Here is a 13627-nt window from a genome sequence, read left to right on the forward strand (position 1 = left end):
TGCCGCCGATGGCCCGGCGGCTTCTACGAACCTACCGGCGCGTGGCGGCCGCGTGACGCAATATACTCACCGATCCGCTCTACCGCCTCTTCGGCGGTCAGCACCGAGGTATCCAGAGTCAGGCTGGCGGTGCGCCAGGGTTCGTAGTCACGGGTGATAACCTTTTGCCAGTCCGGCAGAATATGGCCGCGAATATCCGCCACTCGGTTTTCCACGCGATACCGATGCTGCATTTGGTCGGAGCAGGTCAGTTCTATCTCCAGATAAGGCGCGGCATTCTCGGTCGCGACCGCTCTCCAGGCCTGGCGGGTAATGGCTATAGGGTTAACTGAGTCGGCAATCACCACGTTGCCCTGCCTGAGGTTATCCGCAGCAATGGCGTACGCCACCAGATATCCGGCCGGCCCTATATCGTGCCTGGTGACGGTTTCGGCGCGAATCAGCGCCTGTTCAATTGAATCAATCCGTAACCAGACGGCCCCCAGCCTGGCGGCCAGCAGGCGAGCGATAGTTGATTTCCCGGTACCGGGCAGGCCGCCAAAGATCAGTAACATAGATATCCCTTAGATAAATTCGCCTTAATGAATGATAAATGCGGATGTTTATAACATGAGACTTATCGCTGACATTACTCGCTTACGCAGGACGTATCATATTAACCCTGACAGGTGAGACAACGCGCTGATATGCCTCTACGGCAACACCAATTATAGGGAGACAGTAACGATCAGAATGTCAGAATAGTGCAGAGACCGCCAAAGGCTGGAGAAATTCAGTCTTCCCTAACGTTTCCTATCCGGGAGTGAGGATGCAACTGCCGCGGGCTTTACGCATGGTGATCTCCTCAGGGGACATAATCAGTATGTCGGAAGATCTCTAAAAGAGAATGGTCCGGTTTACCGGGATGCTTACAGTGACACGGTGAATTTGAAGTTCAGCCAGTTCAAGGAGGGAAATACGCTGGAAGTGCTGGAGAGTAAGACGGGCAAGAAGAAGGAAATCATAGTCCCTGCGAAGGTGTGGGAGATTGTAGAACGTCGCCGCCAGGCATTCCCGAAAGACGAATATGTTTTCACGTCACACAGCAATCGTGCATCAGGAAAAGCCCCTGTCAGCCGTGAACAGGTGAACCGTGAGATCAAACAGGCTGCTGAGAATGTGGGGATCAAAGGAACTGTAGGGTGCCATTCTTTCAGAAAATTTTCTGCAACCCAAGTTTGGGAGAAGTCTAACGGAAATCTCGCTTTAGCAATGAAAGCGCTGGACCACTCAGATCCTAAAGTCACCATGAACTATTTGAAGATTGACGTTAAGAGCGTGGGCGCTGCCCTTGCAAACATTTGGGAGTGATCAACATGAAATAATTATTTATTTTCATTAGCAGCAGTAAGCAAATCAATAAAAATTTCGGAAAAGAGTGCGTCTTTAAAAATATCAATTTTAAAGATCTTCTGATGACTACCAGAGGTCAATTGTGATTTTAATCGCATTCTCATAACTTCATGGTAATCTTTTGAAGCGGAGAACACATAGAATATAGCAAACCCTTCTACTACAAAATACCAAAGTACACTATCTGCTTCATCTTTTCTTATAAATGCAAAATTGCTAAGAATAGATTTAATAACATGGTCAGGAACGTTGTTCGTGGTGTCAATCAATCTAAAAACACAAATTCGAATGAAATTATCCACCTTCAAGTGACTTAATTTATTTATACGAACTTGCTTGTTTTTAATACAATGTCTCATCAAGTCATCCAACTCAGGAACGCCATTCACGGTTGAATAATTAACGCTTTTAGAGATGGATGCTCGCCATAGTATGCTCAACAAGAATAGATAGAATCGCTTATAATCAAATGAGTTGATGATTATATGGTCAGAGTTTTTACGAATATTATGATGGTTTCTCAATAACCTTGTTCCATACGATTCATACTCATTGCTGATAAACTGCTCACATTCGAAACATAGTAGCGGCTCTTTAGGGTCTACATTTTCTCGTTTTGGTTTGCTTCCTTTTTGAAATATAATCAATTGAGAGTCATTTTTCTTCAACCGCTTGAAATAACTTCTCGGAATGCTATGCGATTCCATTAAATCTTTCTCTTCAAGGCATAGCTTACAGATACCTTTCATTCTTGCATACTCTCTATTTTAGTCACCAAACCGTTGAAAACAACGTCGATCAATTTCTTGCTCTAATTTAATACGCATATCTCCATAAGTTAAACGTTCAAAATCACGCGATATCTTCCAATCACAACCATGTATTTGACATTTTATAAGCGGGTACGGATTTAAATTATAGAGATCATTTGCATGCTGAACCAGCATTCCCGAACAAACTGGACATCTCATTGTGAGAGAGTCTAACGAATAATTCTGACTCCCTAATCTTCTTACCCAGCGCCAAGAAACTAAAATCCCAAAAATGGTATCGGTTTTGTAGTCCAAAAAACTCTTTAAATGATTATTCGCTTCTGATGTGACTTTCCGCCGCAATACGAATCCAACAGTTGGCAATAAAACTAATAGGGAAATAGAAATGAGAAGTAAAGCCCAAACAGGCAATGTTACAGGGTAAACAAAAATATCTACCAGCCAATGGAAGAACTTTTTAATGTAGTTCCATAGCCAAACAATAACGGCAATCCCACTACCGCCAGTGACAAGTGTAACGATAACACCCGATATGCTGTCTTTGCTAAGGTCTTTCCACCATGCCATAAAAATTCTTCTTATTTAACCTGTTCTTTATGTTCAATTTTACAGCGAACCAGATTTAAGACAATAGCTACCATAAAGCCCCGTTAGTGGTACAAGCAACAAGCGGAGCGTAGCGACTTCATCAGATTGTCAGATGGATCACACCTTATCAGGGTGCTCGTGTACCGTAAGGAGCGTGAGCGAAGCGCTGGCAGAGCCTGCATATCGTGTGCAGGTACGTTTACCACTATTCACCTGTTTACGCAGCCACAAGGCCGCACATCGGGCTTAAAATGCGTATGATCAGTCTGTCGATGACATAACGATGCCTGGGTGGGCTTTTTCTTCACGTTTTACTGTCGCGGTGTGAGGATGCAACTGCCGCCAATGCTGAGTTATACTGTCATCTCACCATGTAACTTAGCGTGACAGTTACCAAGGGCGGATCACAATGGTAGACCCCACAGGCGGCTAAAAAATAGATAACGATTTTAGTTGCTGATAGAGGAGGCTTTTAAGGCTTCTCCACAAGGGAGAGATCTGGAGCGGGCGAAGGGAATCGAACAAAGAACTTAACTCACTGTAATTAAATTATTTTTATTCCATTACATCAATAGCTATACACATTCGTATACAGTAATTCTTCCGCTTGGATTTTCACAGAACTGCACATAGTTTGGTTGCCAAACAGGGAACCCAATTACCACAACATAATCAAGCTAGCATCCCCGGATAGTGTCTGGCAATAATATCGTTGAGCCGCTCAATCAGCTCAGGGCGCTTGAACGCAATGTGCGCACTCCCCTTCTGAAAATAATTAATCCTGAACAGCTCATCCTCATAAACAGCGGCAGTACGCTTCTGGCCGATATGGTCACTCAGCCGACAGGCAATGTCAGCCCGATTGTCCGGAAGCAGCTTACCATCAAGTAGTGTCAGCATACGTTCCAGATCAACAATCTGGTCGCGTCGATAGCCATGTGTGAAGCTAAACCCCCAGCGGTTGTAAGAAACCAGACCATCCATGATGATCTTTTTTCCAAACCTACAGGGTGAGTTCGTTTTATAATCCCACGATAACGCTTTAAAAACGTTGATAACACCACGCTCAAAAACGGCCTGTTTGTCGTGATTCAGTTGCTCAAAGGTACTAAGGATATTTTCTTCAGATATCGCGGGGATATCGTCTTTCTCCAGGCTTTTGTGCCACTCGTCACGAGCCTGAGCATCCATCAGGCTCAACATGCCTGATTTATTCATCAGATCGCGCCAGATACGGCGATCAATATTGCGGGTAATCGTTTTCATCGCTTTATCGGGTTTTTCCGTAAACCAGCAATCGTAGCGATGGCCCTCCCGCATCCCCCACACTTGTGCTGTACCGCCGCCGATGTCACGAGTAAGAATGGAGATATCATCAAGCGCATGAATAAGGCTTTCAATCCTTGTCAACGCAGCATTACGGCCTGTGACAATACGTTCAATGCTGGTGGAGCAAATCATACCGTTTTGTCCGGTTAACACTTCAGGCTCAGTCACGATATTCCTGCTCATTAGCTTTCTCCTTTATATACAACAGAAAACACCAGCCGGTCAGGGCTGGCGTTTATATTTTTGTGGGATTCTGTAGGCATATCAGCGTTTACCGGGGGTGCTGACCTGTCTATGCAGTCCTCTGGTAATGGCCGTCACATCTTTATACGTGCCACAATTCATCAGCCCCGTTGCCTTTCTGGCCCGGAGGATATCAATGGATGTAATAAACGGAGACTGCTCCCTGATGCTGAAGCCTGGCCGGTCAGTGCGGACCAGTTCATACTTTTCAACAATAAAATTCAGGGCATCGGCCAGCGAGATACCCGCCTCGATATGTTGCTGAATCACCAGTTCATCACTGAACGGCGTATCGTTAAGCGTAAGGCCATAGTGGTGTTCCAGCAGGCAGGTCAGCAGGGTCTGCCAGACGCCCACGGGAGACGGACGTGACGATGCCGCCCGCATGAAGGGGGGTGATTTGGTTTGCATAAACGTTATCTCTATAGTGGAAGATGTGTTTGCTGAAGGGTGAAGTATTACGGTGTTATTCTGTGGTGACGGGAGTGGGATAAATCGCGATATAAACGTAGCCATGCGAACCGAGCGTATCGGCCTCGCAGGTCAGACCTTTTGCATACAGCGTGACGCAGTGCTGATGACGGGGATTCAGTTCACCGCTGGTGAGCATTAACTCCAGCTGTTTCATCAATACCGGGAAAGACTGGTCAAGATGGCGCAAATCCGCATCGCAGAACTGTCCGTTAAAATTCGCGCGGTCAGCCAGGTAATGCAGGCGGTTTCCCTCCTGGACCAGTCGGGCACCAAAACACGCGGAGACACTGCGTCTGAGCCCCCACCAGGATTCGCTGATATCATGCGTTTCTATCGTGGTTTTCTTCGACAAAATGTAGTCCTCCTTAATCGTGAATTAATTCAGGCTTACGCTGCGTAATACGACATACGGGCCATTGCGGTCCTGGCGGCGCTCTGCGAATACGGCCAGTACACCGCTGATATCGTCCACCTCGCGACCGGCATAGTGGCAGATACTGCCGGACCATTTATATTTCCCCGTACAGAAGCGAAACAACCGGGACTGTGGATGCTGGCGGTATATCGCCATTGCCTGACGCTTACTGATAATTTTCATTAATACTCCTCCCTTACAACCAGCCCCGTTCAGCAAACGAGACGATATCCATTCCGCCGATAACGAGGTGGTCCAGGAGACGCACACCCACAAGGTCCAGAGCGTTCTTCAGTCGCTCTGTCACCCGTCTGTCAGCCTGGCTGGGTTCGGCATGGCCTGAGGGATGGCAGTGAGCAACAATCACGGCTGCCGCATTGTATTTCAGGGAGGCTTTCACCACTTCCCGGGGATGGACTTCGGTATGGCTGATGGTGCCTTTGAACAACGTTTCGTGCGTAATCAGCCGGTGTTGGTTATCCAGAAGCAGCAGAACAAATGCCTCTCTTTCCTCCATGGTCAGCTGGAGCCGTAACCAGTCACTTACTGAGCTGCTGGACGTAAACGATGCGCCGGGCTCGCGTAACTGGCGCTCCAGCAGAGCCAGCGCCTCGCGGATGGTCTGTTGTGCTGATGCCGTCAGTTCATATGCAAACAACGGTAACTGTTTTTCCATGGTGCGGGGCCTCAGTCGATGATGTAAATAATGGCGTTGCGTTCAGGATGGTTCAGCGCATAGTCGCGCAGACGGTAATAATGCTCCGTCATGGCATCGCACTCCGTGCGGCAGGCATGGTGACTGTAAGCCATCAGACAGGCCGCAATCCCCGCAGCTTCAGCACTCATTTCAGCGCTGTTACCATTCAGTACATTAAACAGATACCATAGACCGTCACTCTCTTCCGGAGCCATAAAGGCACCACCGTTACTGAGAGTGTAAAAAGTCCAGACGCCACCGCTGTAATCCGCACACAACCGGTCCATCCAGGCAAAGATGCGGGGTTCGAGGGTTATCCACTGTGGGATACGACCAAAATGCTGAGGCCAGAAACGAAGGCGCTGTTCATCTTTAACAGGTGTGGCACAAAGAGTGTCTGTCGGAATGGTGTTATCCGTTAATGCGTTGTTCATGATTAATGACTCCGGAAATAAAAAAGCCTGCCGGTCAGGGCTGGCGGGAAAGGCTGAGACTGAAGTCTGGTAAGGTTGGTCAGGACCTGCGGATGCCATAACGAGCAATGTAGCTGTTCAGCATAACCCCGGCTTCAGGTTCAAAGTTCCATGCCCGCCAGACCATCACTCCTTCGCAACGAATAACCAGACGAAAATGCGTTCCCTGGTCGTCTTCAATGGCGACGTTGTCATATTGCGCTGCGATGCCTGAAGCCTGCTCACGGGTAAACGGGCCGGAGGGAAGTTGCGGATGGGTTTCGGTGTTCACGGGTATGTTCCTCCGCATCGAAGTTATGCCTGTCCCAGCAGGTCAAGCATATTCTCTGCCATCACCCACAGCGCACGATTAAGTTTCACATCGCCATCGATACCGTTCACAGCACGGGTACGGTTGCTTCGCCCCTGTGCGGTGCGCCCCGCGAGTCCTCCCTTCATCAGGTTCTCCTGCACCCGCTGATACACCGTCCAGAGGTCGTCACTGCGGTCTTCGTAACGACGTGGCGTCAGTATCTGAGCAGTAGTGACGGGCTGGTGGTCTTCACCAAAACGATAGTGGAGAGCGGCCCTCGCCATCGCCTGCTGCGCTGGTGGCGGTAACAGAGCCGACTGCATGGCATCACGTCTCTCTTCCACCCGGTCGAATATCCCCAGTACCTCATAAGCCCCTTCAATAACTTTCTCCACCACATTCCCTTTATGCGGCACCCGCACTTCACCGAATGACTGCCCACAGACCAGTCCGTTGGTACAGACACCACGAAACAATCCCGGCAGCATCTGATAACTGGATGAGCCATCGTGTGAGTTGAGGAGGATAATTTCGGGCACCTGCTGGCCGGTGAGCTGTCCTGCACGACGCAGACGTAACATGTGTTTGGTGTGCTCCCGTCGGCGCTGGTCCCGAACGCGGGTCTGGCAGGCAAAGAAAGGTTCAAAACCTTCCCGCTGCAGATTCTCAAGAATAGTGATGGTCGGTATCCAGGTATATCGGTCTGAACGGGATTCGTGCTTATTCTCACTAAAAACACTGGGGACGTATTGCATTAATTCTTCACGGGTTAACGGGCGGTCGCGCCGTACCTGATTTACCCGTCCAAAACGACTGGCTAGTTTCATGATGAGTTCCTTAATTTATCTCTTTGCACCAAACGGCTTAACCTCAGAAGAATAGATATATGCTTCGAGGAATAACGGATTTTCACCAAAGTAATATAGATTCAAATTCATCCATAACTTAATAAAAAAAAGCCCGAGCATTATATGTGATAACTCCAGAGCAATTCGATGACTAAAAAGGTATAAAAATCATGAATATCGTTAACTCCTTCCTTTATTGCAATTTCAACCCCAGACTAAAGAACAGTGGCGTTTGTCTATGTATGTATATAGATGTGTATATAGATTACTGATACATATCAATGCATTTAAATTAACATCTTTAGATTAATAAACATGAGAACACATGTAATTCAATACATTGAAACCAACAAACATTCCATCACCAATAAAACAACGCTCATGCATATAACTCGGCAAGTAAACATATACCGTATGCATAATGCATATGAACAATACAAGCGTAGAGCAAGTGATTTAATTAAATAATCAGCTCTACTACGACTAACACTTTCGAAATATAAAAAAGGAAACAGATAGTATGTACGAATATATCACCTCTCACGGAAAATTAAATCAATACCATTTAAAGAAAATAGAACAGACTATTGATAAAGCATTGAGTGAACACTCAAGAGTATTGGCTGTAAGAATAGATTTACATACTCCTGTTCTCAAACCATTAAATGACATGCCTGATGAGGCTAATTTCGCAAGGACAGATTCATCAGTAATATCCCGCTTTGCGGATTCTCTGAAAGCAAAAATTTCACATTATCTTAACAAGCGGGAGAAAGAGGGAAAGCGAGTTCGTAAGACATCATTACGCGTTGTCTGGGCCAGAGAGTTTGCACCTGATTCACATAAAAAACATTATCACGTATTACTGTTACTCAACGGGGACACTTTCAATACACTGGGAGCGTACGATAGTAAAAAAGGTACACTCCTCCGCCTTATACGTGAGTCATGGATGAGTGCTGTCAGTTTCATATATCCCCCCGATAAAGAGTTAGTCCACACACCCAGGAATCCTTGTTATTACCTGAATGCAAAGGATGGCAAGCAAAGTGAGTCATATTGCTCGCTGATTTACCGGACAAGTTACTTTGCAAAAAAGAAAAGCAAATGTTTTACAGATGGTGAACGTAATTTCGGATGTAGCTTTAAATAATGGCATCACAAATCATCTATTTACCCATGAGTAAAACAGACCAGCACAGGGCTGTTCATGACTCATATCTGTACAGTATCAGGTAGCAAAACAATCCTGACTAAAATAATATCAATCCAAATAAAACCAATTTAGACCAATGGTCTGCCGGAGTATTCCAAATAGCAGATGAGTATCATATTCTTGGCCCTGCAGTATATCTGCCAGTAAAAATTAACATATGAGAGGTCGAATATGAGTGTTGGAGTTATAAAAGACAAAAAGGCTACTTACCCAGTAGAATACTTCCCTCAAATAATGCGGAATGCAATTGAATCTATAGTAAGGGATGTTCAGGCTCCTCCGGAGCTGGTGGGTAGCGCCATACTGGGTTTTGCATCACTTGCATTGCAGGGGTTAAAAAAAATTCGTTATCCTGACGGGCGAGTCAGGCCCATCTCCTTATATCTTACCGTGATTGCAGACTCAGGAGAGCGGAAAACTGCTGTATATAACCTGGTGGGTCAACCTGTCTTTGCATTTGAGAAAGCCTGCCGAAAGAAACATGAAATGCTAATAGTTGATTACAATGCAGAACTTCAATCATGGAAGGTACAGGAACAATCCATATTGAAGAGTATCCGCAAGAAAACGGAGAAAGGTGTCAGCATTGAAAGTGAAAATGAGCGGCTGAAGCTCCATTACAGAATAAAACCGAAAAGTCCTGTTCTGCCTAAGATGATTTACAACGATACTACCCCTGAAGCTTTACAGTCGGGATTATACAACAATATACCTTCTGCGAGCCTGATGTCAGATGAAGCTGGGGTATTCTTTAAGGGAAGAGCTAAGAGTAATTTAGGTTTTTTAAACCAGCTATGGGATGGCTCTTCATTTGATGTAGAACGCAAAACAGGCAGTTTCACAGTAGATGATTGCATGTTCACCATCTTACTTATGATCCAGACAGATGAATTCGAAAAATATGTTAAAAAACAAGGGGATTATGCAGTAGGCTCTGGTTTTTTCTCTCGATTCATGATTACCGGAGTCACCTCTATGCAAGGACGTAGGGACACCAAGACAGTACAAAATGCAGGAGGAGATAGCCTTAGGTTATTTCATGAAAAAATCGAAGAGGCGCTATCCAGTTTTGAAGAAATGTGTAACAGTGGTACTGTTACACATGAATACTATACACTTTCAGAACAAGCTCAGACTGTTTTATCCGAGTACCAGAAAAAGGCTGAAGACGCTATAATTCAACACAAAGACAAATCCCCTCTTTTTGAAGGCATGTTTTCTAAATTGTCAGAAAATTTTATAAGAGTGGCTGCCTTATTTGAATATTTTGACGGTAACAATTCAGGAACTATTTCCTCAAAAAATGTTGTAAATGCTTCAAACATTGTGAATTTTTATTATTCTTATTTATTAACTTCGGGTGGTTTACGTAGTGAAACAGTGGAGCAGAATGCTGATTTACTCTATGCCTGGCTGCTCTCTCACAAAGAGAACCACTATAGTTATACCACCCATATAAACAAAACGGAAATAAGAAGAAAAGGACCTTATAAATTAAGAAATAAAATCAAACTCAACGCCGCTTTAGAATTCCTTGAGCAAGAAAGGAAGGTGAGTATCCAGAAATTGAGAAACAACAATGGAACTATGAGCGAAATAATCACTATCCATCGATAATCACCGATAAAGAGCTGCTATTGTCTGCTACTGGTAGCAGACAATAGCAGCAATTCATTCATATAAAAAACATCACCAGTTATAAACATTTGACTCTTAGTGACTCCCCAGCATTGAGGTTTTGATATTTATATGTTCTATTTTCTCAACCCCCTCCTTTCAACTCATTTATTTTCACCATTGAATAATAGGCCTCAAATGACTGCTGACAATGAGTCGCGTTATTATCGAGTTCGGTGATCGCCTGAGCGATCACCTTTAATACGATGGAAGTTACACAGAATTACGGACAGGCTCCACATCTAACACTCTGAAAATCATTTTCATTCGCTTATTTTCATCAGTTATCTCTTTACAACATCAGCGAAAGCATTCTTCAATTCGATGTCATTTCTAGACCAGTCGCTAATGGTTCTATATAATTTATCCCATGATGTCCAATCACTATTTTTATGGAAATCAAGTTCAATAAACTTAGAAATCTCTTCCTCTAAAGAATTAATAGCAGCAGCTTTACTTTTCCACCCGTCTTCAGGCTTATTTTTCTTTAATAGCCTAATGACTTCATCCTTGACTGGCCTGTATTTCTGCGACTTTCTTTTACCACCGAGGCTTGCTGCTTCTCGTTTTAACTTATTAGACTCTTCTTTAAATTCTACCATTTCCAGAGCCCAGCAGGCTCCATTCCACATGTTTATCAAATTTAGTGCCATCAAAACATGTTTACGACCTTCAGCTTTGCGGCCCTGTCTGTACTGAGATATTCCCCATTTATGTGATACAAAAGCGCATTCCAGAAGTTTGCCGGGTGTACCCGTCCACATAGCTTGAGACTTCATACTGCTTATGTACTCTTCAACAGTACGTTCCCTGTAAGCATGTTTGTAAGACTGAATCCTGCATTTTTGGTAATCAGTAATGGCAGTATGGGCATCTTCCTTGAGCTTACGCACCATCTCTTCGCCAGAACACGGCTCAAAGTGAGTGGAAGTTTTCACTTTCACTACCGCTTTCTCAAACTCATTTAAAACCTCTTCAAAAAGGATATCAAAGTCGTTATTTTTCATTTGTTTACCAAAATGTGAATGTGAAGTAGCAAAACTAAAAAAATACTTTATGAAGGCAGCTTTTTCGATACTAATCCCCGCATTAATATAAGCACCAATCTAAAGCAATCAAGAGCAATGAGCCATGTCCACACAAGATATGAAGATTTTAAGGTTACCTGAAGTAGTCAAGAAAGCCGGGATCAAAAGATCCACCATATACGACTGGCTGAATCCAAAATCACCACGATATGACGTAACGTTCCCTAAGCAGCGTCGCCTGGGTACTAAATCAGTTGGCTGGCTGGAGTCAGAACTGGACGACTGGATAAACAATCGCCCGATACCAATCAGATCTTGTAGATGTAATGCTAGCTAGCACAATCTATTCAATTTTTTATTGCTGTTACCAGAGCAACTCACGCAGCATATAGGAAGATTAACGATAGATACAAAAAATCGCTATTAATTCATGTCCTATCCTGAATGATGAGATTTATAATATTCGACGATAATTTTGCTTCGCGCAGTTGCATGTTAAAAAGATGGCGTTTAGAAAAACAAATAAGTCTAAGCTTCAAATAAACCCGTGCATTGTATTTTTACCGAATGAGAATTAATAATGAAAGAACAGGCATCAACATTTAATCAGAAAAATAATAATCATATGTCAGATACAGACTTCACAAAAGATCGCCTTGTAGATATGGCTTTTATTACTGCTTACACCGGATTAACAGACAAATGGTTTTATAAGCTTATCAAGGACGGAGGATTCCCGAAGCCGATTAAATTGGGCCGCAGCTCTCGCTGGACTGAAAGTGAAGTAAAGACATGGTTAAAAAAACGTATTGAGGCCTCCAGGGGGCATTAACAATGTCTGCTCATCGTACTTCCGGCACTAACCAAAGGACTCAACCACCGAGAGTTAATACAGTGAATAAAAGGTCTCGCTGGATCTGTGAACAATGTAAACGTCAGTATTGTGGGGCTAAGCCCTGCCCCTTTTGTTATCGGATAATAATAAACTCACTGAACTCCTCTGGAGCCGACTGACCAACCCAGCGCCTCGTCCATTGCGAACTTATACGTTATTCACACATATCCAGACTGAACAGGCGCAGCATATAGCTGTATGTCGTCTAGAGGTAAGGAACATTTTTATGCACGCAAAATTAATGATGATGATTAATAGTTAAAGAGACCTGTCAGTAATGGAAGACAGTATTTCTTTTGATACCGCCCCCGTCGATTGATACAAGATGCGGACGTATATGGACTGACCCCGCCACGGTAGACGATCCTGCCCTATCGTTTGAGCATATACGCTCAATAGTATAAATCCATTTGCTCAGGCTCTGTGAGAAGAGTAAGCGTCCAGCGAGAGCCGTCTGGTCATAATCTGATGTATCCGACAAAGTGGTGTACACCAAATAGTGGTGGGAACCAAAGTGTCAGATATGCAGAAAAATGTGACTTCCGGCAGGCGTAAAGGCTGTCCTAATTATCCTCCCGAATTCAAGCAACAGCTCGTTGCTGCTTCCTGTGAACCCGGTGTGTCGATATCAAAACTGGCGCTCGAAAACGGCATTAACGCCAATCTGTTGTTCAAATGGCGTCAGCAGTGGCGCGAAGGAAAGCTGCTATTACCTTCCTCTGAGAGTCCTCAGCTACTTCCCGTGACTCTCGATGCCACCGCCGTACAGCCAGAACCGCACGCAGAAAACCCTGAGACCCTCAGTATCAGCTGTGAGGTAACGTTCCGGCACGGGGCGCTTCGTCTCAACGGAGCTGTCAGCGAAAACCTCCTGACTCTGCTGATACAGGAACTGAAGCGATGATCCCGTTACCTTCAGGGACCAAAATATGGCTGGTTGCCGGTATCACCGATATGAGAAATGGCTTCAACGGCCTGGCAGCAAAGGTGCAGACGGTGCTGAAAGATGATCCGATGTCCGGCCACGTCTTCATCTTCAGGGGGCGCAGCGGTAGCTAGGTCAAACTGCTCTGGTCTACCGGAGACGGACTGTGCCTGCTGACCAAACGGCTGGAGCGCGGCCGCTTCACCTGGCCGTCAGCCCGCGATGGCAAAGTGTTCCTGACGCCGGCGCAGCTGGCGATGTTGATGGAAGGCATCGACTGGAGACAGCCGAAGCGGTTGCTGACATCCCTGACCATGTTGTAAATCTCTTTATCCTGGTTGTTGCAGAATAAGCCTGGTAAA

The 13627-nt window shown here is 45.0% G+C and carries 18 protein-coding genes and 1 pseudogene; 7 read left to right on the forward strand and 12 right to left on the reverse strand.

The genetic code is table 11. The features are described from left to right. Positions 1-23: 23 nt before the first annotated feature. Entirely contained in the window at positions 24-554 is a 531-nt protein-coding gene (locus ABLU96_RS22315) for an AAA family ATPase (protein ID WP_057173449.1), read from the reverse strand. Between the two features lie 367 nt (positions 555-921). Between ABLU96_RS22315 and ABLU96_RS22320 the strand changes: the two genes are divergently transcribed. Then, positions 922-1350 carry a tyrosine-type recombinase/integrase gene (locus ABLU96_RS22320; protein WP_224243961.1) on the forward strand — a complete coding sequence of 143 codons (429 nt, stop codon included), beginning with the start codon at positions 922-924 and terminating at the stop codon, positions 1348-1350. Between the two features lie 14 nt (positions 1351-1364). Here ABLU96_RS22320 and ABLU96_RS22325 read toward each other — a convergent pair whose 3' ends face one another. The 10 genes from ABLU96_RS22325 to ABLU96_RS22370 all read right to left on the reverse strand — a co-directional run bounded on the left by ABLU96_RS22325 (position 1365) and on the right by ABLU96_RS22370 (position 7503). Next, a complete protein-coding gene (locus ABLU96_RS22325) occupies positions 1365-2141 on the reverse strand; it encodes a hypothetical protein (RefSeq protein ID WP_064407268.1) in 777 nt (258 codons plus the stop codon). 18 nt (positions 2142-2159) lie between these two features. Continuing rightward, positions 2160-2732, reverse strand: a complete 573-nt coding sequence (locus tag ABLU96_RS22330; RefSeq protein ID WP_139155552.1) for a hypothetical protein — start codon at positions 2730-2732, stop codon at positions 2160-2162. Between the two features lie 693 nt (positions 2733-3425). Continuing rightward, complete coding sequence (locus tag ABLU96_RS22335) at positions 3426-4265, reverse strand: DUF4942 domain-containing protein (protein ID WP_047683720.1); 840 nt, start codon at positions 4263-4265, stop codon at positions 3426-3428. 81 nt (positions 4266-4346) lie between these two features. After that, positions 4347-4736, reverse strand: coding sequence for a TA system toxin CbtA family protein (locus ABLU96_RS22340; protein ID WP_047683725.1), 390 nt, complete (start codon positions 4734-4736; stop codon positions 4347-4349). A gap of 55 nt (positions 4737-4791) precedes the next feature. After that, positions 4792-5151 (reverse strand): type IV toxin-antitoxin system YeeU family antitoxin, encoded by a 360-nt coding sequence (locus ABLU96_RS22345; RefSeq protein WP_047683727.1) that lies wholly within the window; start codon positions 5149-5151, stop codon positions 4792-4794. A gap of 24 nt (positions 5152-5175) precedes the next feature. Next, entirely contained in the window at positions 5176-5397 is a 222-nt protein-coding gene (locus ABLU96_RS22350; protein ID WP_014837279.1) for a DUF987 domain-containing protein, read from the reverse strand. Between the two features lie 13 nt (positions 5398-5410). Next, positions 5411-5890 carry a DNA repair protein RadC gene (gene radC / locus ABLU96_RS22355; RefSeq protein ID WP_014837278.1) on the reverse strand — a complete coding sequence of 160 codons (480 nt, stop codon included), beginning with the start codon at positions 5888-5890 and terminating at the stop codon, positions 5411-5413. 11 nt (positions 5891-5901) lie between these two features. Further along, a complete protein-coding gene (locus ABLU96_RS22360; protein ID WP_014837277.1) occupies positions 5902-6345 on the reverse strand; it encodes an antirestriction protein in 444 nt (147 codons plus the stop codon). A 79-nt stretch (positions 6346-6424) separates the two neighbouring features. Beyond that, on the reverse strand, positions 6425-6655 hold the full coding sequence (locus tag ABLU96_RS22365; protein ID WP_014837276.1) for a DUF905 domain-containing protein: 231 nt from the start codon (positions 6653-6655) through the stop codon (positions 6425-6427). Between the two features lie 23 nt (positions 6656-6678). Continuing rightward, on the reverse strand, positions 6679-7503 hold the full coding sequence (locus ABLU96_RS22370) for a DUF932 domain-containing protein (RefSeq protein WP_040217125.1): 825 nt from the start codon (positions 7501-7503) through the stop codon (positions 6679-6681). A 541-nt stretch (positions 7504-8044) separates the two neighbouring features. Between ABLU96_RS22370 and ABLU96_RS22375 the strand changes: the two genes are divergently transcribed. After that, entirely contained in the window at positions 8045-8677 is a 633-nt protein-coding gene (locus ABLU96_RS22375; protein ID WP_072040125.1) for an inovirus Gp2 family protein, read from the forward strand. 234 nt (positions 8678-8911) lie between these two features. Further along, the gene (locus ABLU96_RS22380) at positions 8912-10357 is read left to right on the forward strand and encodes a YfjI family protein (RefSeq protein ID WP_064158542.1); all 1446 of its coding nucleotides are present in this window, start codon (positions 8912-8914) and stop codon (positions 10355-10357) included. Between the two features lie 344 nt (positions 10358-10701). Here ABLU96_RS22380 and ABLU96_RS22385 read toward each other — a convergent pair whose 3' ends face one another. Then, positions 10702-11424 carry a hypothetical protein gene (locus ABLU96_RS22385; RefSeq protein WP_040216488.1) on the reverse strand — a complete coding sequence of 241 codons (723 nt, stop codon included), beginning with the start codon at positions 11422-11424 and terminating at the stop codon, positions 10702-10704. Between the two features lie 124 nt (positions 11425-11548). Here ABLU96_RS22385 and ABLU96_RS22390 point away from each other — a divergent pair, with 124 nt between their 5' ends. The 4 genes and pseudogenes from ABLU96_RS22390 to tnpB all read left to right on the forward strand — a co-directional run bounded on the left by ABLU96_RS22390 (position 11549) and on the right by tnpB (position 13588). Beyond that, on the forward strand, positions 11549-11782 hold the full coding sequence (locus ABLU96_RS22390; protein WP_040216486.1) for an AlpA family transcriptional regulator: 234 nt from the start codon (positions 11549-11551) through the stop codon (positions 11780-11782). Positions 11783-12070: 288 nt separating this feature from the next. Continuing rightward, a complete protein-coding gene (locus ABLU96_RS22395; RefSeq protein ID WP_064362561.1) occupies positions 12071-12277 on the forward strand; it encodes an AlpA family transcriptional regulator in 207 nt (68 codons plus the stop codon). A gap of 586 nt (positions 12278-12863) precedes the next feature. Next, the gene (locus tag ABLU96_RS22400) at positions 12864-13244 is read left to right on the forward strand and encodes a transposase (protein WP_074181176.1); all 381 of its coding nucleotides are present in this window, start codon (positions 12864-12866) and stop codon (positions 13242-13244) included. After that, a pseudogene (gene tnpB, locus ABLU96_RS22405) lies at positions 13241-13588 on the forward strand (IS66 family insertion sequence element accessory protein TnpB). Before ABLU96_RS22400 ends, tnpB begins: the two are co-directional and overlap by 4 nt. Positions 13589-13627 lie beyond the last annotated feature (39 nt).

The organism is Klebsiella sp. CN_Kp106 (genome assembly GCF_040064575.1).
In the GTDB taxonomy this organism is placed as follows: Bacteria; Pseudomonadota; Gammaproteobacteria; order Enterobacterales; family Enterobacteriaceae; genus Klebsiella; species Klebsiella michiganensis.

Coding starts and splice junctions, on each gene's coding strand:
- ABLU96_RS22390 (WP_040216486.1), top strand. CDS start 11,549: ATGTCCACACAAGATATGAAGATTTTAAGGTTACCTGAAGTAGTCAAG.
- ABLU96_RS22380 (WP_064158542.1), top strand. CDS start 8,912: ATGAGTGTTGGAGTTATAAAAGACAAAAAGGCTACTTACCCAGTAGAA.
- ABLU96_RS22375 (WP_072040125.1), top strand. CDS start 8,045: ATGTACGAATATATCACCTCTCACGGAAAATTAAATCAATACCATTTA.
- ABLU96_RS22395 (WP_064362561.1), top strand. CDS start 12,071: ATGTCAGATACAGACTTCACAAAAGATCGCCTTGTAGATATGGCTTTT.
- ABLU96_RS22335 (WP_047683720.1), bottom strand. CDS start 4,265: ATGAGCAGGAATATCGTGACTGAGCCTGAAGTGTTAACCGGACAAAAC.
- radC (WP_014837278.1), bottom strand. CDS start 5,890: ATGGAAAAACAGTTACCGTTGTTTGCATATGAACTGACGGCATCAGCA.
- ABLU96_RS22360 (WP_014837277.1), bottom strand. CDS start 6,345: ATGAACAACGCATTAACGGATAACACCATTCCGACAGACACTCTTTGT.
- ABLU96_RS22325 (WP_064407268.1), bottom strand. CDS start 2,141: ATGAAAGGTATCTGTAAGCTATGCCTTGAAGAGAAAGATTTAATGGAA.
- ABLU96_RS22350 (WP_014837279.1), bottom strand. CDS start 5,397: ATGAAAATTATCAGTAAGCGTCAGGCAATGGCGATATACCGCCAGCAT.
- ABLU96_RS22315 (WP_057173449.1), bottom strand. CDS start 554: ATGTTACTGATCTTTGGCGGCCTGCCCGGTACCGGGAAATCAACTATC.
- ABLU96_RS22385 (WP_040216488.1), bottom strand. CDS start 11,424: ATGAAAAATAACGACTTTGATATCCTTTTTGAAGAGGTTTTAAATGAG.
- ABLU96_RS22400 (WP_074181176.1), top strand. CDS start 12,864: ATGCAGAAAAATGTGACTTCCGGCAGGCGTAAAGGCTGTCCTAATTAT.
- ABLU96_RS22370 (WP_040217125.1), bottom strand. CDS start 7,503: ATGAAACTAGCCAGTCGTTTTGGACGGGTAAATCAGGTACGGCGCGAC.
- ABLU96_RS22340 (WP_047683725.1), bottom strand. CDS start 4,736: ATGCAAACCAAATCACCCCCCTTCATGCGGGCGGCATCGTCACGTCCG.
- ABLU96_RS22330 (WP_139155552.1), bottom strand. CDS start 2,732: ATGGCATGGTGGAAAGACCTTAGCAAAGACAGCATATCGGGTGTTATC.